Raw genomic sequence first — 15,586 nt, 5'->3', positions numbered from 1 at the left:
GGTATTACGGGTGACCGGCATGGAGCCGGATCAAGGAGAAGAAGTGTCGATGCTGCCTATGTTTACTACTGAATATCGTGGTTACGAATTCACGATCGACTTCACCCAGCACCAGAATGGAATCACCGCACGACTCAAAGTCGGCGATTTGCCTTGGCGCAATGACAGCGATCATTCATGGCCGACTTATGAGGAAGCCAAATCAGCCAAGACCGCTGAAGCAAGGAAAGTCATTGATGGCTGGGTGAAATAATCTCATCGCCTGGGTCTTTCTGGATGGCGAGCAGGCTTTTATTTCGGAATTCCCGCGCCACGTTTTGCGATATCTCGATTTCGTGGCGCGGCGGATTCAGTAGAGGCTGGCACTTCGCGGACCCCATCGCATGGAGGTGATGAATCATCAGCGTCATCGCCTCGCCCTGCTCAGTAATGCCTGACCACTCCATCAGGTCGGCCAGCGCCTGGCGCGTGCCGGGGCGAACCCTGAGTCTCAATTCCTCTTCGGCAAGTGCTACACGCTTCCTGGCAGTCTTGGCCGAGCGTTCTTTCTGCGTTACTGCTGCCATGGCCTACCTCTTATTCGATTCGGTATTTATGGGTTGCAGCTGATTCGGTTGTCGTCCTCGCCCAATATTTGGGTCCGGACGACGCGGCGCAGTGTTACTTGATGGCGGAGTTGTCGACTACTTTGAGGAGCGCGCCGCTGAAGTCTCGGTAAATGTTGAGCTGTGCGTTATCGGATTTACGAGTCACCAAAACATCTATGTCGTTGATCGAGTCGCCATTGACGTCTGATTGCACGGAGACCGCGATCGGGAGGAGAGAGCCGTCGCTTGAGAAAGGCACGTATGAAACCGCACCGGTCGCGGTAATTACCTTCACCCCCACAGCCCCGGAGTCTTTGTCCTGGTATAGGTTGTAGGTTTTACCCTGATACATATCAGTGTCATACATCACATAGTCTCCTGTCGGAGCGGCTGCGTGCGTAATCATAATGCCGTCGATATCGGCGCCGTCTGTACCGGGAATGGTGCTGGGGTTGCTGCTGGTATCGACCACCTTCACATAAGGGTAGGAGAGCGCGGTATCGACTTGACCATCAATGTTGAAGCCCACCCATGAGCCGGAACCGCCCGATGCTTTTGCAGTAGTAGTCGGTACGAGTTTTGTGTAGGAAACACTGTTGGCTGAAATATAGACGTCGAACGAGTCCCACCAACCCGCCTCATAGACGTAAATATCGATCGCTGGAGTTCCATCAGCTTTGAGTGGATTGGGACCGACTTTAAAAACAGCATTTCCCAGCTTTCCTAGGGACAGATAGTTTCCGTTTGGAGCACCAAGGACATTACTTTGAATCGCCCCATCGCCGTAGGCTCCGCTGCCGGGGTTGTATTCAACAACAGACGTTACGAATCCTGCAGCTGTGCCAGGGGATTCCGGATATGTTGAATATGTCTCTGCATTTGCGGTGACGGATGCTAGGCATGCGAGTGCCATGATGATCTTTTTCATGTTGATTCCTTTCAAGTTTGGTTGGTTGTTGTTTCGGGTGAAGCGTTTTAAGAGATAGTTTGTCGTTGTGATCCTCCAAAGCTGCGTTGCTGGGTGCGGGTTATGCGGCGCATGAATCGACCTTCACCTGACGCCAGGCGCCGACAGCTTCGAAGATCCGCGCGGCGTGCTCCTCGTCCAGCGAGATCGCTTCAGGGATTGCAATCCAACCCGAGGCCACCATCTGGCTTTGGTTGGCCTCGTCGCGCAGCTTCTTGTAGCAATGCTCGATCACGTCTTCCAAGTGGTCGGAGAGGTAGACGCCATCGGGCGCCACCTCCACGGATTTGCTGTAGCGGTCGCCGCGAGCGTCGATGCAGAGGGCGCTGAGGTAGATTGTCCACCGGTGGGGGATACCGCAGACGGCCTGGCCGATCCTCCCCGGCGCGATGTTCTTCAGCGACTTGTAATTGATCATGCCCTGGCGGCCGCTGGGGTCGATGTTGACCACCGCTACGTGATTGGATGCCAGCAGCGAGCGGCACGACCGGGCAATGCGTGCCTGCAGGTTATGCGGCTTGCGCTTGCTCATAATGCCTCCGCGAGTTTGCGCAGCGCGTTACGCTCGGCCCGGGTGATGGGCGGCTTGCGGCGCTTGAGAATGGTCTCGGGGTCGATCTTGGTGGAGCGCTTCGGCGGTGGCGGGTTGATCGCCGGGCTTTCGCCCAGGTAAATCGTTCCGCCGGCCGCCAGGAACTGCGCCGTGCGCTCCGATATTGAGTCGGCGTGCTGACGCTGCTGCTCAACCAGGTTGAGGTGGTTGCTGATCATGATCAGGCTCCTAAACGATGGACTTGCGCCCGGGCTTTGTCTGCCACCTCGTCAACCATGCGATTCAGTTCCAGGTTGAACTGGACCAGCTCTTTATGAAGGTTGGCAATGTAGTCTTCGTCGCGGTAGATCGTCTCGATGTAGAGCTGGCACTCTTCGTCCTGGCGAGAATCGAATGACAGAAAGTCCCACCATTTACGGCCCGTCACGAACATGCAGCCTTGGACTTGCGGCATGTGTTCCTCGGGCATGCCTTCAAGCCAGGTCCTGACGTGTATCGCTTCGTTGAAAGGGCACTTCGATTCGGTGCCCCCGTCATCGTTGATGAGGCCGTCGGGTGAGCAGCCCAACCAGTCGTACTTGGGGTGAACGATGAACTCCGAGGGCAGGACGATGTTGCCGGTTAGCATCTCGTAGGCGTCCTGGGCTTTTTGCTCCTCGGTGTGACCCCACTTAATAGACGCGCTACTGACGTTGTGCTTGGACTTCTTTGCCAGCCGCTCAAAGCAAAGCTCACGCATGTACGAGGTACGGGCGCCCATGGGCTCGCGTTTGCCACTTTTGTCAGGTTTCCCCCAGGCCATCACATCTTTGAAGCGGCTGGCTGTCACACGGCCAGATCGATCCGCATGCCACTTCTCTGTGCCCTGAAGCTCAGTTCTCACTACGCCGCCTCCTCTTTGTGGTGCTGGTCGCCGCTGGTGCTGGTCATGTCTGTGAAGTCAGCATCGACGGTCGCCGCCATGCTCTTGAGTGCTTCATGGCACTCTAGACCGATTGCTGCGCGCTGCTTCGGCTTGAGGCCTGCCCAGGCTGCTGCGTAGGCGTCGATGTCCTGGCGCTTCGCAACGGACAGCAGGTCCGCGAATACACCGTCGATTTCTGGCGACGGGGATTTCGGGCCAAATGACACACCGGCAGCTGCTGCGGTGTTCGCGGTCTGTTTGGCGGGGGTGATGTCGAACTCGCCACCATACGAATCTTCAAATTCGTCGGGGGTGTAAACGCCAAGGATTACGTCAGGGCAGAAGAGGCGCGCCCATTTTTTTGTAACTAGGTACGCGATTTGCTGCTTGGGGTCTTCCGCCCAAAGCGTAGAGTTGCGGGTGCGGACTTGAGTCAAAAGTAGTTCCAAGGTGCGCGGCTCGTCTTCTCCCCGGAAGGTAGCCCAAACCTTAATGCCGAGCCCTTTTTCGTCCTCAAAGCTCCAGGCCGGAACGCGGTATTTTTTGAATTCACCAGTGTCCTCGTCTTTCTTGGTTTTGCTGGTGACCTCACGCATTTTCCCGATGACGTTTTCCCATGCACCGAACCATTCAAAGTTTAGCCTGCCTTTGACTGGCGCCTTGGCCGTAATCACTGCGTTGACGAGCTGCGCCTCGTAGCTCAATGCGCCGCCGTTGACGATGAATGTCTTCTGCGCCACGGCGAAGGGATTCATTTGCCATTGCATGGCTTGAAGCACCACCGCCATGCAGTCGGCCTGGTTACTTTTGAGGTGTTTCGGGACGGTGGTCACTCCCTTCGACATCATCATTGCTAGGTCACTCATCGACCGCATGGTTCCTGGGTCAAGGATGAGCGCTGCCGCGTTGTGCGACGGATCGTGGTACGTGGCGAGGCCTGTCTGTGCTTGGGGATCTGTATCGGTCATAGCGCCCTCCGTAGCCAGCATGAGATTTGCTGGCTGTGAGATGGAAAGGGTGGTTAGAAGCGGATGGCACGAAGCCAGGCGCGAGCAGTTTCGAGGTCGACGTCAAAGCCCAGGGCGACAACCTCGACAATGTCGTCAACTGCTGGCGCGGTCGTAGTCATATCGTCCTGTTCAGCGCTTGTCGCCTGTGAGTTGACTGGTACGACCTCGGCCTTCGCTTCGATCGAGGCAGGAGCCGTAGCAATGACCGGGGCCGGCGCGGCAGCTTGGGCGCGCAGACGGGCCAGCTCTTCCTGGTCACGCTGATACTGCGCGTCACGTTCTCGCTGCTGGCGTTGTTGTGCTTCCATGTCGCGGCGCTGCTGGTCCAACTCGTCCTGCTGCTTCTTCAACCGCAGACGGTCTTCCTCGGCGCGTTCTTCCCGAAGTCGCTGCGCTTCGTCGTCGGCGATCTTCTGCTTGGCGCGCAGGTCGTCGAGTTCCTTCTGCTGATCAAGGAGCTTCTGAGCTGCAACCTCACGCTCAAGCGCGGCCTTGTGCAGCGTTTCCAGCTGTTCAATCGCGTTGTCTCTGGCGATGGTGGCTTCGGCTTCGAACTCGCCGTATTCGTCAAACAGGATCACCGATGCCTTGACGCGCTCCAGCATTGGCGCGATGTCTGCGGCAGCACGAGCTGCATACGCCGGGACGACGTTGCGGAAGTGAGTCACCTTGCTTTGAATGCCTTCGACGCGTTCGCGCTCAATGCGCTCGCGCTCTGCCTTGGCATCGGCGACGCGTTTCTCTTCAGCCTTGATGGCTTCGTCGATAGGCTCTTCCAGCACAAGGACGCGAGCCTTTAGCGCTTCGCCGAACTCTTTGACTTCGTTGACGCGTGCCTGGGCTTCTTTAACCTTTTGCTGGTATGGCACCAACGCCGTCTTGGTGGTGTTTGCAAGGGCATAGCGCACGTCGCGGATATCGACGCGTACTTCTTTCGCATTTGCCAGGCCCTCACTCGTTGAGCAGTCCACGACCAGCTTCGCGTAGGTTGTTTCCAAACGAACGATTTGTTCTTCGTGCGGCCGATATTCAGCGATGTCGGTAACCGCCACCGTAGGGGATACGGCCTTTTGCGCATCTTCGGCTTCGCTCATTTCGAGCGATTCTTGTGCGGGTGCTTTTTTAGGATTGGTGGACATGACGATCCCTCGCCGCGCCTGGCGCAGCATTGAAGTGTTGTGGTGGGGTGGTGCCGTTAAGCGGCGGAAACGATAGAGGCGTTGTAGTCGGCGTAAATCTTGTCGATGCGCGCCCGGAAGTAGCGATGTTCGCTGTCGTCGATAACCTGCAGCATGAAGGCCAAGGTGACGCATGATGTTGCCGCCGCGCTGGCATTGGCCTTGCCCAGGTCGCGAATCATGTTGTCGATCTCGCCCTCAATCCAGTTCACAGCGTTCTGATGATCTCGCTGTGCGACGTTCATTCGGAACCTCCTACTGGCGGGCAGATAAGCTCCATCTGAGCCATGACGGCACCGATGCGCAGCTTGAGGCTGGCCCGCTCTCTGAGGCGCTGGGCATCGCGCTCCGCCAGCTCATCCGCCGTGTATTCGTGGAACAGGTCTATGTGGTTCGTCTTCCCAAAGTTGGGCAAGTCCCAGCGCCTGTCGGATTCCCTGGCCTGGGCGCTATCCGCGTAGCTGGTTGGCATGGCGAGTCTCCAGGCTCCGGGCGAGGGCGCAGGCTTCGTTGTGGTTGCGGCGAAACCCTTTCACCTTGCCAGTGGTGGAATCGACGACGTGGAAGAACTCATTGCCTGCCGGGATGACCCGGTAGACCGGCGAGGTTTTTGGCGCGCTGGAGCCGACCAGCCCAAGGCAAATGGCTAGAGCCATGTTGCGGCGCTGGTTTATTGCGAGCGCTACGTCGCAGTAAGCGTGCTGACTTTGGATCATGGTCGCCTCCAGAGGCGTGTTGTTCACCTGTATTCGTCAACACTCATTCCTCCCGCTGGTTGCCGATGGGCGCGGGGGAGGAGTGCTGACGTAATAGAGGTGGGGAAGGGTGCCCAGGCCCGCTACTGGCGACGGCCTGGTCTGGTGGTAGCGCTTTGCCGCTGGTAATCTCGAGCAATTGCAAATTTCGCGATGCAGCCAGGGAACGGGCTTTTCCATATGGACGCTAAGATCCACAAGAAGCATCAGCGGTCGTTAAAGGGGGCTCCTGACTCGGATGCCGTCGCAGATGCTCATGTCGCTGGACGAGGCTTCAGCGAGGAATCAGAACGGTTCTTTGCCGGTGTCGGAGCCAAGAAGCGCGACGATATTCAAAAGCAATTTTCGCAAGACGAAACGCCTGAGCCAGCTAATGCAGCCAGACCTGATCACGAGTTGGATAGGGTGACGTTGCAGCTCAGAAGAGAATTCGCACTGCTGAACAGGATCTTCGAACTTCGGGAGATGGCCCGGGACCGCAGCAGTAAAAAACTTAGTCGCAAGGCTTCAAAGGACGCGATAAAACAGGCGAAAGAGGCCAGCGCCACCAAAAAGCAGAAAAAAGTCCAGCCATCAAAGCGCACGAAACCTTCTACAAAGGAGGCTGAATCAAGGTGGACTCGAAAGACCTGCTGGCGCTGTAATTCAAACTTTTCGATTCATGCTGACTGGGAAAGGCCTCCAAGCCTTTGTCCGGCATGCTCGAAGGACATCAACGAAACTTATCTCCCTTCTGCGCCAGAACGATCAAGCCCCGTCGGCTGGGTCCGCATTGTTAATGGTGGCGCCCCTGGTTTAGGGAAGCGCCGGTAGCTGCTCTGCAGTTGGCTTCCGAAAGCGCCTGATTCAGGCGCTGACGTGAAATCTTCTGTTGGCCGGCTTCTCGCTACTGGCGTCAGTCGCCGGCCTGAATCAAATGTCACTCCAGCCGCGGGCCTTTCGGCTTGTTCTCCCGCTGGATAACTGTTCTTGGCGCTTTACGCTGCACGCCCGGGTCAGTTGCCAACCCTCTGAACCGTTTAGGCCGGTTCATCGCTGCCTTTGAATCTGGGCCGGTGGTGATCCGGCAACAGGTGTCGCTAAAGAACGTCGCGGCTTTCGCTGCTGGCCGGCGGTGTTCGCTGCTGGCTTGAGTTGAATTTAAGCAAGCTGAAATTAAGGTGTCAAGTATGCTGAATAAATAAACTCAGAATGCTGAAATTCGAGAGCAATAAAAAAGCCCGCTCACTGGCGGGCTCATTTAGGAATCGCAGTATTCGCGCCAGCCGATCCTGACGGCGCCGTCATCCAAATGCTCAATCCTGATCCCGGCGGTGTCGCCGATATCTTGGATGACCTGGTGCCAGGCTTCAGGGCTTTCGTCGTCGCGCCTGGAAACCTCGACCAGCTGAATCCTCTGGACCCTTGGAGAGGCGATCAAGCCTTGAAGGCGGCGGCCCACAAGCTCGTAGGAATTTCTCGGTTTGGGTGTGGGGTATGGTGCCTGGTTCATGCCTCGCTCCTTGCGAATGCTGTATGCATACACAGTATTTGCACTGACATATCTTGGCAATAGGGCAACAAAAGTTTCATGCACAAATGCATATTTTTCAGTGTGATTTCTGGCGGGCATGAAAAAGCCCGCGCGTGGCGGGCTCCCTTGGCCTGCGCGCTTCAGTCGGTAATCGGTGGGTACTTGCCGCTCACTGAGTCCCTGTAGACGATTTCGCTGGATAGCCTGGGGCCGTTGCGCATAGTGGCCAGAGCCTGCTTGGCTTCCTCCTTCGTTTCAAATGGACCGGCCCCCACCGCCAGGCCGATCATTGAAACAACCGGAAGACCGGTGCTTGCAATGGCTTCTATGGTTCGCTGCTGTTCTTCTTGGTCACGACACGCCGTGGAGGCGACCCATCCGTTTTTCAGTCTTGGAGCGGCCACCGGTTCTACATCTTCGCCGCAGTGCTTGCACTTGACCGCAGCAGTCTTGATGCTCTCGGCACACATAGGGCAGGGGCGCGTGTCTTTCTCTGCATGGGCGGCAGCAGGTGTGCTTTTGCCGCCCAGCAAAACCATGAGCAGGCCGGCGAGCGCAATCACTCCGCCGACAATCGTGTGCACCTGGCGGTCTGCCATGAGGCCCAGGTTGTTCACCCGGCCGCCGGCGCCAGTAGGCACGGACACATCCATGCTCAGCGCGAAGATCAGCCAGCAGACGCCGACAATTAATGCAAACGTTCCAATTCCCTTCATTTTTTAACCCTATCAAATCAACAGCGGAAGTATAACTTTGACTTCTGCGCAATCCAAAATCCATGCAAATAAAAGCCCGCAAGAAGCGGGCTCATAATTCAGGATCTCTCAATACTAGTAGCTGTGATGAAGTCCATTAAAAAGCTTAGCTGCTGGCTGAAGAAATCTAGTTATCGCATCTAAATTTCCAGAGTTAACATCATTAGATTTTGCTGTTCTTTCCAGAGCATGCTGAGCAACTACGCCCATTTTGATTTCTACTTGGACCTCGGAGCGATCCATGCACAAGTCGCTAGAGTCGAGAATGATCTTGTAAATTTTCTTGCTCTTTTTTCCAACTTCAAAAGATACCCCATTGCCCTGATCCTCGATTTTCGTAGGCTCTTGAGCGCTGAGATACTTAAATTCAATAATGAATTTGTCAGGATGTCCTGGCGACGAGACACGTAACGACCTCCAAGCCGCTGGCACGTCAGATGGGGATAGCATAAAATGAATTTTTACCCCATTGCGGTCTTTAGTAACCGGCTTATTTAGCGCTTTTGCCGATACCGAGGACCATTCCTTAGTTTCGATATCCATCATGCCTTCTCCAAAAGATGACCAATTAAAGCAACAGTGAGCGTGTAGTTCTCCACCGAATGATTCGTAACGCCTAACGGCGATCTGCTATCGAGCACCACCACTCCCCACAGCTCTCCCTTTCTCTCTATAGGAATAGCAGCTATCGATCGAGGAGGCTGCCTTCCTTCCTTCTGATACCTCTCAAGGAGACCTTTATCACATTTGGTCGCCTTTGAATACTTGTCGATATCTCTCTTCGAGGTAGTAGACCGTATCTCTGGAAGGTCGTTCACGACGACAGACTGCTTTCTGGCCCATGCCATGGCCGCCACACCTTCAGCCTTATCACTGCCATCAGGGGCGTAAAAAATCGCACTGCTTTTTTTCGACATGTGTCCAGATCGAAGATATGGCACAAGGTAATTAGAAAATGCAGGCCTATCGCCCCAAGGCATATACCATTTCGAAGCCGACCAGTGTCTCGCAAGCAAGCAGTTCTTCTGGTGCTTAAATATTGTTACGCGGTCATGATCTTTCGGAGCATTATTTGCCGCAAAAACCTTTCCCTGATACTCGTCCAAAATGAATTGAATTTTTTCTAGAGCCCAAGGATCACCAAAGCGTCTATAGAAAAAGCTAAAGCAAACCATCAGTGCGATTATTATGTACAAATAAACAGAGCGCTCTTGAATATATTCAATAGCGCTCCATAAGATGGGCCTGGTAGCTAGCCATCTAGCCTTGCTATCGAGTCCGTTTATCCATCCTAATAAACCAGCGGCTCCAGTTCCTGCTAAATAAATGTATTCGCAAACTTCGTACGCTTTTTTGCGTCCCTGACTAAAGCTTTTCATTAATGGCTTCGTATTTTGGTTGTTGTGTGGTTGGGCTAATTAAGCTAGCTCTATTTTTAATGTTTCACATTTCTCTAATTAGCAGATAAAAATAGCGTTCAGTAAAATTTTTGTAGGGCTTGTACAACTACTCCGACGATCCTGCAGTTCTCATCGACCGCCTCGATGGGGTAGCTCGGATTCAGCGGTTTCAGGAACAGCCGTCCGCCGTCACTGACCAGCTTCTTGAATGTCGCCTCATTGCTGTCCGGCAGCTTGGCCACGACCAGCTTACCTGGTGCGACCTCAGCCTCAGTGTCCACTAAGATCAGCGTGCCCTCGGTGATGCTCTGGCCGGCGGGCGCCGTCATCGAGTCACCTTTGACTGTCAGCCAGAACGCCGGTCCTTTGGAGTCATACTCCGAAAACTCGTAGGTGTCCGAGATTCCAGCCGGGTAGGGCTCCACTGCTTCCGCCCAGGCGCCGGCAGCAACCCAGCTCACTACCGGGTAGCGGAATGATTTGGTGGGCTGGGCGGCAGGGGAGACGTTTGACTCTGAAACCTCACGCTCTTCACCTTCACCAATAGCAAGCCACTCAGCCCGGAAGCCGGTCGCTTTCGCCAGGGCGTAAAGATTCTCCGGCCGGAGGCTTTTGCTCTCACCAGTGATCCATTGAGTGACGGCAGAGTTTGCAACACCACATAGCGCTGCAATCTCGCCCTTCTTTTTCCCGCTGAGCTGTATGGCTCGGGCAATACGTTCGTGTCTTTCCATGGACTCAATATTAAGTTAACTGAATTTAAGCATGCAGTAGGCAGAAAACGTCGTTGACTCTATAACTTAAGCATGCTGAAATTGCGTCAGAGTCGAACGAGGATGCGCAATGAATACGCATGAAGTCGCCGAATTCTTCGGCAGCAAGACAAAGCTGGCACTGGCCCTGGGCATCCGCCCGAGCGCAGTGACCATGTGGGGGGAAACCATTCCCGAATCCCGGCAGTACCAGATTCAGGTTCTTTCCAAGGGCAAGTTCAAGGCAGCAAAGAAGGCCCAGGCCGCCTGAAATCCATGTCCGCCGATCCATTGAGCAAATGATCGCTTCTGCATCGGCAGAGCGCCACGGAAACAAATTTGAGGTTTTACGAATGGAAGACTTTTTGGATGCATGCCAGGCAGCAGTGAAGGGCAACGAGCCCAAGAATCTGGCTGCAAAGATGGGTGTTCCACACGTTGGCCTGCTCCAGCGCGCGAATCCGGACAACGAGGCTCACCACCTGACCGTGGAGCATCTGTTCGGGATCTTGCTGCACACCGGAGATATGCGCCCATTGCAGGCCCTGGCCAATGAGTTCGGCTTTGACCTGGTATCGAAGTCGGCACCAGAGCCGCAAGCGCTCACCAAATCGCTGATTAACGTAGGGAAGGAAGTTGCAGACCTGACGATCGCGGTGCACGAAGCGTTGGACGACAACCACGTCAGCACTTTTGAAAAGAGCCTGATCCGCCAGGAGATCCATCACGTACGGCAGAGCCTCGACGTGATGGATGCGTCGGTTAAGGCCGCCTGAAAGATTTCGCATGCGGAATCTTTTCTTTTACCGACACGCCAGGTTTGGGGCAGTGCCTTCCCACTATTAAGAGGAAGAGCTGAACAAAAAAACAGGCACAAAAAAGCCGACGGTCGAGGTCGGCTAATTCGATAACACTTTGTGAGGCCGATTATATGCAACCCCCGCCAAATATCAATAGCACTACCAATCTCGCGCCACGTTCTTCGCAATCCGAAAACGTGGCGCGCGATTCCTCAGTGATTCCGTTCGACTTCGACGGCGCCGCAATCCGGGTCATCACCGACAAGCTCGGCGATCCGTGGTTTGTCGCGCGCGATGTCGCTGACGCACTGGGCTACTCCAAGCCAGAGAACGCCGTAGCCCGTCATTGCAAGGCTGCGACCACTACCCCGAAACAGGGGGGTGGCTTCATGACAATCATTCCTGAGCGCGACCTGTACCGACTGGTGATGAAGTCGAAGCTGCCGGCCGCCGAGAAATTCGAAGAGTGGGTGGTGGGCCAGGTTCTGCCGAGCATTCGCAAGACCGGCACCTTTTCTGCTCAAGGCCCGAACAACTCCAAGATCGTCGGCGAGCTCGCCATCTTGGAATGCTTCGACCGCCTGTTAAAGCCTGCCAACTCCAGCAAGATGCTGATGCTGGCCAAGATCGCCGCCAACAACGGCCTGGACGCCAAGTTCCTCCCAGGCTACGCCGTGGACGCCGCGCCAGATGCCGCTGGCGGCTCTTCGATGCCCACCAAGGCAATTACCGCCTTGATCAAAGATCGCGGCATCGCCAGCACGGCTCGCGCCTTCAACCTTGCATTGGAGGCTCACGGCTTCCTCAAGGTCCTCCAGCGCAAAAACTCCAAGCAGGAAATGGTGGACTTCTGGTCTGTGACCGAGAAGGGCATGGCCTACGGCAAGAACCTCACCAGCCCTCAATGCCCCCGCGAGACGCAGCCTCACTGGTACGTGGATCGCTTCCTTGAATTGGCCGCTAAGGTTGGGAAGGCCTGACATGCAATACACCGTCACGATTAACCAGGTGAAGGCGCTGGAGTGGGGGCTGAATTCTCAGCAGGCCCTGCTGTTCGCTTTCGTCTACGGCTGCCCGAGCTGGACCAAGCCAATCAAGACCGATGACGGGATCTTCTTTGCGCTGAGCAAGGCCAAGATTATCGAGGAGCTGCCGCTACTCACTGATAAGCCGGACACCGCTTACCGCATGCTGAAGGCCCTGGAGGAGGCCGGTTTGATTGAGCTTTCCAGCACTTCGAACATTACGCTTTTCCGCCTCACGGAGAAGGCCGTCGAGTGGAACCAGAAACTGGACGGGTCGGAAAAATATCCGACCCCACCAAACAACAAGGGTCGGAAAAAAATCCGATCTACCTCGGATAAATCTCCGAGCAAGGTCGGAAAAAAATCCGAGCAAGGGTCGGAAAAATCTCCGACAAATCAGGATACCAATCATCAGGGTACCAATCAGGACACCAGTCAGGACTTGCAGGACGCCACCGGCAAGCCGGCTCAGTCCCGCGGCTTGGTGCTGGTTGTTGATCGCACCGACACCCCACGGGTCGAGATCCCCGCCGACATGCCTGGCCCCAAAGACCAGACCTGCAAAACCTTCAAGGTCTGGGCGAACTACGCCATGGCTTACCGCAAACGCTACAGCGCCTGGCCGGTGTGGAATGCCAAGGTCGGCGGCCAACTCGGCCAACTGGTTGACCGCCTCGGCGCCGATGTCGCTCACCATGTTGCCGCCCATTTCCTGAAAACCAGTGACGCCGCTGTGCTGCGCAAGTGCCACAGCCTCAACGAGCTGCTGGCCAACGCTGAGAGCTATCACACCCAGTGGGTGACAGGACAGCGCGTCAACGGCACAACCGCCCGCCAGATGGAACGGACAGAAGCGAACCATTCCGCAGCGGAGCAGGCCGCCCAGATGGTTTTGGCCAAACGCCAAGCAGGTGACCGCAATGAATACCTTTGAAATGAATGACCAGCAGGTAGCCGGGCTGGCCGCTGCCATCTGCGCAACCGCCGAGGCCATGGGCCAGGAAATGAACCCTGGCACAGCCGCGATGATGGCTGAAGACCTCTGTGCCTACCCGGTGCCCGTCGTCAAGGCGGCGCTGAAGGCGTGCCGCTTCGAAGTGAAGGGCAAGCTGGCAATGGCCGACATCCTGCAGCGTGTCCAGACCTCCGACGGCCGCCCTGGGAAGGACGAGGCATGGGCAATCGCCATGACCACCAACGACGAGTACGAAACCGTTGTCCTGACGGACGAAATCCAGCTGGCCCTGGCCGCTGCGAAACCCATCTTGGATGGCGGCGACAAAATCGGCGCGCGCATGGCCTTCATCGACGCCTACCAGCGGTTCGTGGGCCAGGCCCGCGAGGATGCGAAACCAGTCAACTGGCATGTGTCAGTGGGCTTCGACGCCAACCGCCGCATCCAGGCTGTGACCAAGGCAATGGAGCTGAAGCGCATTCCCCACGAACACGCCCAGAAGTGCCTGGCAGACCTTAGCGTTGAGCCGATCACCGAGGATGGTCGTGCCATTGCAGGTCTGCTCTCTGGTGCCGTCACCCGGGCAGAGCCCGTGCTTCGCCAAAAACTGGAGGTCTTGAAGAGCTCGATGCTGGAAATGCGGAAAGCCAGCGATGAGCGAAAGGATGAGATCCGGATTGCAGCGGCCAATGAGTTGGCTGATCGCCGGGCCCTGCTGATCAAGCAGGCGCAGGAACTGGAAGAGAAGAGGGCGGCGCAATGACCGACAAGATCAGCGTTAACTGTCAGGCCAAGCTCACCGAGGCGATCACATGCTTGACCACCATGTACCGGGACAAAAAGTTTGTGGTGGTCTCCCTGCGCCCGGGCAAGGACCGCACCCTCGACCAGAACCGGCTGTGGTTCGGGATGTACAAGCGAATCGCCGAAATGACCCAGATCGGCGATGCGGCGGACGCTCGACGCTACTGCAAGCTGCACTTTGGCGTGCAGATATTGTTGAACGAGGACGCAGGGTTCCAGGCCGAGTGGTACCGGGTCATGCGCCATCTGCCCTATGAAACGAAGCTGGCCATGATGGGCGAGTGCCATCTGTTCGGCCCCGACGGTTTCCCAGTGACCAGCCTGTTCAATCGCGCCCAGGGCATCAATTACACCGACCGCATCGCCGCCTATTTCACCGGCCAAGGTGTGGTTTTCACTGATCTACTCAGCAAGGAGGCTGCATGATCGCCAAGCAACCCAAACCGAAGAAGTGCAAGAACCCGGCATGCGGCATCAGCTTCCCGCCGCAGCGCCTGGGCCAGGCTGTATGCAGCCCGAAGTGCGGCCTGGCCATCAAGGATGTGAACCAGGCCAAAGCGCGTAAGTCGCTTGCCGATATTGGCCGCAAGGAGCTGCGCGCGGCGAAGGTGAAGATCAAGTCGCGCGCCCAGCACATGAAAGAGGCGCAGACCGCCTTCAATGCCTGGATTCGCGAGCGGGATATCGGCCTGCCGTGCGTGAGCTGTGGACGGCACCACAACGGCCAATGGCACGCCGGGCACTACCGCACCGTCGGCGGCAACCCTGAGCTTCGCTTCGAACCGCTCAATGTGTGGCGCCAGTGTGCACCGTGCAACAACCACAAGTCGGGCGACATCGTGAATTACCGTTTGGAGCTGGTGAAACGCATCGGCGCCGACAAAGTGGATTGGCTGGAAGGGCCTCATGAGCCTCAGCGCTACACCATCGAGCAGTTGCAGGCTATCAAGGCCGAATACCGGGCAAAGACCAGAGAGCTGAAAAAAGGGGAAGCCGCATGACCTATCGCAACGTTGTTTCAGCAGTAGTTCGAGCTCTTGCGGCTGAGACCATCAGTTCGGCCGGTGGCTGCGACTTTGAGCCGAAGGTGCAGTGCGCCAAGCAGAAGGGGGAGATCGTCGGCAAGGAGGCTATGTTTCTGCAGGATTGCTGGGTGTTCGGACGGCTGCACAAGGCGCTGACCCCGGCGCACTGGCGGGCCCTGGTGGCGAAGTACTCGACGCATGTTGAGCGCAAGCATGCAGCCATTTCTGAGCTGACCCGATCTGTACGGTCACCGGCACCATCGCGATTCGTGCACTGCGCCGTGGTGACCTGGGCACTGCCCATGCTTCCTGGAGTGGACGGTAAGCGCTCCACCAACGTGCTGCCGGCCGGCTGGTATGAGATGGACAACTGGTCGGATGAGCCGCATCCGATCAAAACCCAGGAGCGGTGGCGGCGCGACATTCGCAAAGTCCTCAATCGAGAAGTGGACGAGGCTCTGGTTTGCGCTCAAACGCTACTGGACACAGACGATCTCATCGATACACAAGCCGCTTGACACCAAATGATCCAGTGAGCCAATATATATTCATCCTGTCATTCCTGCGTTTGTAGGATTGAATGGAAAGCCCGGCCACCGTGTC

25 protein-coding genes are annotated in these 15,586 nt (G+C 56.3%); 10 read left to right on the top strand and 15 right to left on the bottom strand.

Features of this window, described 5'->3' with window-relative positions; all coding sequences use genetic code 11:
* Positions 1-19: 19 nt before the first annotated feature.
* Positions 20-253, top strand: coding sequence for a hypothetical protein (locus RB216_RS17260; protein WP_170045005.1), 234 nt, complete (start codon positions 20-22; stop codon positions 251-253).
* Here RB216_RS17260 and RB216_RS17255 read toward each other — a convergent pair.
* The 10 genes from RB216_RS17255 to RB216_RS17210 form a co-directional block, all read right to left on the bottom strand.
* Entirely contained in the window at positions 231-566 is a 336-nt protein-coding gene (locus RB216_RS17255; protein WP_308907643.1) for a hypothetical protein, read from the bottom strand. The genes RB216_RS17260 and RB216_RS17255 overlap by 23 nt on opposite strands.
* A 94-nt stretch (positions 567-660) precedes the next feature.
* Positions 661-1,515, bottom strand: a complete 855-nt coding sequence (locus RB216_RS17250) for a hypothetical protein (protein WP_308907642.1) — start codon at positions 1,513-1,515, stop codon at positions 661-663.
* A 100-nt stretch (positions 1,516-1,615) separates the two neighbouring features.
* Positions 1,616-2,086: a hypothetical protein gene (locus RB216_RS17245; RefSeq protein WP_308907641.1), complete on the bottom strand. Its 471-nt coding sequence runs from the start codon at positions 2,084-2,086 to the stop codon at positions 1,616-1,618.
* Positions 2,083-2,325: a hypothetical protein gene (locus tag RB216_RS17240; protein WP_308907640.1), complete on the bottom strand. Its 243-nt coding sequence runs from the start codon at positions 2,323-2,325 to the stop codon at positions 2,083-2,085. The genes RB216_RS17245 and RB216_RS17240 overlap by 4 nt, the downstream gene beginning before the upstream one ends.
* A gap of 2 nt (positions 2,326-2,327) precedes the next feature.
* Positions 2,328-2,990, bottom strand: coding sequence for a lambda exonuclease family protein (locus RB216_RS17235; RefSeq protein ID WP_308907639.1), 663 nt, complete (start codon positions 2,988-2,990; stop codon positions 2,328-2,330).
* Positions 2,990-3,979 (bottom strand): RecT family recombinase, encoded by a 990-nt coding sequence (locus RB216_RS17230; RefSeq protein WP_308907638.1) that lies wholly within the window; start codon positions 3,977-3,979, stop codon positions 2,990-2,992. The genes RB216_RS17235 and RB216_RS17230 overlap by 1 nt, the downstream gene beginning before the upstream one ends.
* A 53-nt stretch (positions 3,980-4,032) precedes the next feature.
* Positions 4,033-5,160 carry a hypothetical protein gene (locus RB216_RS17225; protein WP_308907637.1) on the bottom strand — a complete coding sequence of 376 codons (1,128 nt, stop codon included), beginning with the start codon at positions 5,158-5,160 and terminating at the stop codon, positions 4,033-4,035.
* A gap of 56 nt (positions 5,161-5,216) precedes the next feature.
* Positions 5,217-5,444: a hypothetical protein gene (locus RB216_RS17220; RefSeq protein WP_308907636.1), complete on the bottom strand. Its 228-nt coding sequence runs from the start codon at positions 5,442-5,444 to the stop codon at positions 5,217-5,219.
* On the bottom strand, positions 5,441-5,671 hold the full coding sequence (locus RB216_RS17215) for a hypothetical protein (protein WP_058419777.1): 231 nt from the start codon (positions 5,669-5,671) through the stop codon (positions 5,441-5,443). Before RB216_RS17215 ends, RB216_RS17220 begins: the two co-directional genes overlap by 4 nt.
* On the bottom strand, positions 5,649-5,915 hold the full coding sequence (locus tag RB216_RS17210) for a hypothetical protein (RefSeq protein ID WP_372514692.1): 267 nt from the start codon (positions 5,913-5,915) through the stop codon (positions 5,649-5,651). The genes RB216_RS17215 and RB216_RS17210 overlap by 23 nt, the downstream gene beginning before the upstream one ends.
* Positions 5,916-6,134: 219 nt before the next feature.
* On the opposite strand from RB216_RS17210, the gene RB216_RS17205 reads away from it, so the two are divergent.
* Positions 6,135-6,767, top strand: a complete 633-nt coding sequence (locus RB216_RS17205) for a hypothetical protein (RefSeq protein ID WP_308907635.1) — start codon at positions 6,135-6,137, stop codon at positions 6,765-6,767.
* 427 nt (positions 6,768-7,194) lie between these two features.
* On the opposite strand, the gene RB216_RS17200 is transcribed toward RB216_RS17205, so the two are convergent.
* From RB216_RS17200 to RB216_RS17180, 5 genes are all read right to left on the bottom strand, one after another.
* Positions 7,195-7,446, bottom strand: a complete 252-nt coding sequence (locus RB216_RS17200) for a DUF1654 domain-containing protein (protein WP_308907634.1) — start codon at positions 7,444-7,446, stop codon at positions 7,195-7,197.
* A gap of 161 nt (positions 7,447-7,607) precedes the next feature.
* Complete coding sequence (locus RB216_RS17195; RefSeq protein WP_308907633.1) at positions 7,608-8,183, bottom strand: hypothetical protein; 576 nt, start codon at positions 8,181-8,183, stop codon at positions 7,608-7,610.
* 114 nt (positions 8,184-8,297) lie between these two features.
* A complete protein-coding gene (locus RB216_RS17190) occupies positions 8,298-8,768 on the bottom strand; it encodes a hypothetical protein (RefSeq protein WP_308907632.1) in 471 nt (156 codons plus the stop codon).
* On the bottom strand, positions 8,765-9,601 hold the full coding sequence (locus RB216_RS17185) for a GAF domain-containing protein (protein ID WP_308907631.1): 837 nt from the start codon (positions 9,599-9,601) through the stop codon (positions 8,765-8,767). Before RB216_RS17185 ends, RB216_RS17190 begins: the two co-directional genes overlap by 4 nt.
* A gap of 98 nt (positions 9,602-9,699) precedes the next feature.
* Positions 9,700-10,356 carry a LexA family protein gene (locus tag RB216_RS17180; RefSeq protein ID WP_058419783.1) on the bottom strand — a complete coding sequence of 219 codons (657 nt, stop codon included), beginning with the start codon at positions 10,354-10,356 and terminating at the stop codon, positions 9,700-9,702.
* Positions 10,357-10,465: 109 nt separating this feature from the next.
* On the opposite strand from RB216_RS17180, the gene RB216_RS17175 reads away from it, so the two are divergent.
* From RB216_RS17175 to RB216_RS17140, 8 genes are all read left to right on the top strand, one after another.
* Complete coding sequence (locus tag RB216_RS17175) at positions 10,466-10,645, top strand: Cro/CI family transcriptional regulator (protein ID WP_058415369.1); 180 nt, start codon at positions 10,466-10,468, stop codon at positions 10,643-10,645.
* Positions 10,646-10,727: 82 nt separating this feature from the next.
* Positions 10,728-11,150, top strand: coding sequence for a phage regulatory CII family protein (locus RB216_RS17170; protein ID WP_167655232.1), 423 nt, complete (start codon positions 10,728-10,730; stop codon positions 11,148-11,150).
* Positions 11,151-11,305: 155 nt separating this feature from the next.
* Complete coding sequence (locus RB216_RS17165; protein WP_308907630.1) at positions 11,306-12,154, top strand: BRO-N domain-containing protein; 849 nt, start codon at positions 11,306-11,308, stop codon at positions 12,152-12,154.
* A 1-nt stretch (position 12,155) separates the two neighbouring features.
* Entirely contained in the window at positions 12,156-13,133 is a 978-nt protein-coding gene (locus RB216_RS17160) for a phage replication protein (RefSeq protein ID WP_308907629.1), read from the top strand.
* A complete protein-coding gene (locus RB216_RS17155) occupies positions 13,120-13,917 on the top strand; it encodes a hypothetical protein (RefSeq protein WP_308907628.1) in 798 nt (265 codons plus the stop codon). Before RB216_RS17160 ends, RB216_RS17155 begins: the two co-directional genes overlap by 14 nt.
* A complete protein-coding gene (locus RB216_RS17150) occupies positions 13,914-14,384 on the top strand; it encodes a hypothetical protein (RefSeq protein WP_034097502.1) in 471 nt (156 codons plus the stop codon). Before RB216_RS17155 ends, RB216_RS17150 begins: the two co-directional genes overlap by 4 nt.
* Positions 14,381-14,959 carry a recombination protein NinG gene (locus tag RB216_RS17145; protein WP_308907627.1) on the top strand — a complete coding sequence of 193 codons (579 nt, stop codon included), beginning with the start codon at positions 14,381-14,383 and terminating at the stop codon, positions 14,957-14,959. The genes RB216_RS17150 and RB216_RS17145 overlap by 4 nt, the downstream gene beginning before the upstream one ends.
* Complete coding sequence (locus RB216_RS17140) at positions 14,956-15,501, top strand: hypothetical protein (RefSeq protein WP_308907626.1); 546 nt, start codon at positions 14,956-14,958, stop codon at positions 15,499-15,501. Before RB216_RS17145 ends, RB216_RS17140 begins: the two co-directional genes overlap by 4 nt.
* Positions 15,502-15,586 lie beyond the last annotated feature (85 nt).

Origin of the sequence: Pseudomonas canadensis (genome assembly GCF_030980095.1) — a bacterium.
Taxonomy (GTDB): domain Bacteria; phylum Pseudomonadota; class Gammaproteobacteria; order Pseudomonadales; family Pseudomonadaceae; genus Aquipseudomonas; species Aquipseudomonas canadensis.
Note: the sequence above shows the minus strand (reverse complement) of the source record. Positions and strands in the feature narration are given on the sequence as shown.

What these genes read in the sequence shown, in the direction of transcription:
- RB216_RS17260 (WP_170045005.1), top strand. Translation starts at nt 20, where the DNA reads ATGGAGCCGGATCAAGGAGAAGAAGTGTCGATGCTGCCTATGTTTACT.
- RB216_RS17255 (WP_308907643.1), bottom strand. Translation starts at nt 566, where the DNA reads ATGGCAGCAGTAACGCAGAAAGAACGCTCGGCCAAGACTGCCAGGAAG.
- RB216_RS17250 (WP_308907642.1), bottom strand. Translation starts at nt 1,515, where the DNA reads ATGAAAAAGATCATCATGGCACTCGCATGCCTAGCATCCGTCACCGCA.
- RB216_RS17245 (WP_308907641.1), bottom strand. Translation starts at nt 2,086, where the DNA reads ATGAGCAAGCGCAAGCCGCATAACCTGCAGGCACGCATTGCCCGGTCG.
- RB216_RS17240 (WP_308907640.1), bottom strand. Translation starts at nt 2,325, where the DNA reads ATGATCAGCAACCACCTCAACCTGGTTGAGCAGCAGCGTCAGCACGCC.
- RB216_RS17230 (WP_308907638.1), bottom strand. Translation starts at nt 3,979, where the DNA reads ATGACCGATACAGATCCCCAAGCACAGACAGGCCTCGCCACGTACCAC.
- RB216_RS17225 (WP_308907637.1), bottom strand. Translation starts at nt 5,160, where the DNA reads ATGTCCACCAATCCTAAAAAAGCACCCGCACAAGAATCGCTCGAAATG.
- RB216_RS17220 (WP_308907636.1), bottom strand. Translation starts at nt 5,444, where the DNA reads ATGAACGTCGCACAGCGAGATCATCAGAACGCTGTGAACTGGATTGAG.
- RB216_RS17215 (WP_058419777.1), bottom strand. Translation starts at nt 5,671, where the DNA reads ATGCCAACCAGCTACGCGGATAGCGCCCAGGCCAGGGAATCCGACAGG.
- RB216_RS17210 (WP_372514692.1), bottom strand. Translation starts at nt 5,915, where the DNA reads ATGATCCAAAGTCAGCACGCTTACTGCGACGTAGCGCTCGCAATAAAC.
- RB216_RS17205 (WP_308907635.1), top strand. Translation starts at nt 6,135, where the DNA reads ATGGACGCTAAGATCCACAAGAAGCATCAGCGGTCGTTAAAGGGGGCT.
- RB216_RS17200 (WP_308907634.1), bottom strand. Translation starts at nt 7,446, where the DNA reads ATGAACCAGGCACCATACCCCACACCCAAACCGAGAAATTCCTACGAG.
- RB216_RS17195 (WP_308907633.1), bottom strand. Translation starts at nt 8,183, where the DNA reads ATGAAGGGAATTGGAACGTTTGCATTAATTGTCGGCGTCTGCTGGCTG.
- RB216_RS17190 (WP_308907632.1), bottom strand. Translation starts at nt 8,768, where the DNA reads ATGATGGATATCGAAACTAAGGAATGGTCCTCGGTATCGGCAAAAGCG.
- RB216_RS17185 (WP_308907631.1), bottom strand. Translation starts at nt 9,601, where the DNA reads ATGAAAAGCTTTAGTCAGGGACGCAAAAAAGCGTACGAAGTTTGCGAA.
- RB216_RS17180 (WP_058419783.1), bottom strand. Translation starts at nt 10,356, where the DNA reads ATGGAAAGACACGAACGTATTGCCCGAGCCATACAGCTCAGCGGGAAA.
- RB216_RS17175 (WP_058415369.1), top strand. Translation starts at nt 10,466, where the DNA reads ATGAATACGCATGAAGTCGCCGAATTCTTCGGCAGCAAGACAAAGCTG.
- RB216_RS17170 (WP_167655232.1), top strand. Translation starts at nt 10,728, where the DNA reads ATGGAAGACTTTTTGGATGCATGCCAGGCAGCAGTGAAGGGCAACGAG.
- RB216_RS17165 (WP_308907630.1), top strand. Translation starts at nt 11,306, where the DNA reads ATGCAACCCCCGCCAAATATCAATAGCACTACCAATCTCGCGCCACGT.
- RB216_RS17160 (WP_308907629.1), top strand. Translation starts at nt 12,156, where the DNA reads ATGCAATACACCGTCACGATTAACCAGGTGAAGGCGCTGGAGTGGGGG.
- RB216_RS17155 (WP_308907628.1), top strand. Translation starts at nt 13,120, where the DNA reads ATGAATACCTTTGAAATGAATGACCAGCAGGTAGCCGGGCTGGCCGCT.
- RB216_RS17150 (WP_034097502.1), top strand. Translation starts at nt 13,914, where the DNA reads ATGACCGACAAGATCAGCGTTAACTGTCAGGCCAAGCTCACCGAGGCG.
- RB216_RS17145 (WP_308907627.1), top strand. Translation starts at nt 14,381, where the DNA reads ATGATCGCCAAGCAACCCAAACCGAAGAAGTGCAAGAACCCGGCATGC.
- RB216_RS17140 (WP_308907626.1), top strand. Translation starts at nt 14,956, where the DNA reads ATGACCTATCGCAACGTTGTTTCAGCAGTAGTTCGAGCTCTTGCGGCT.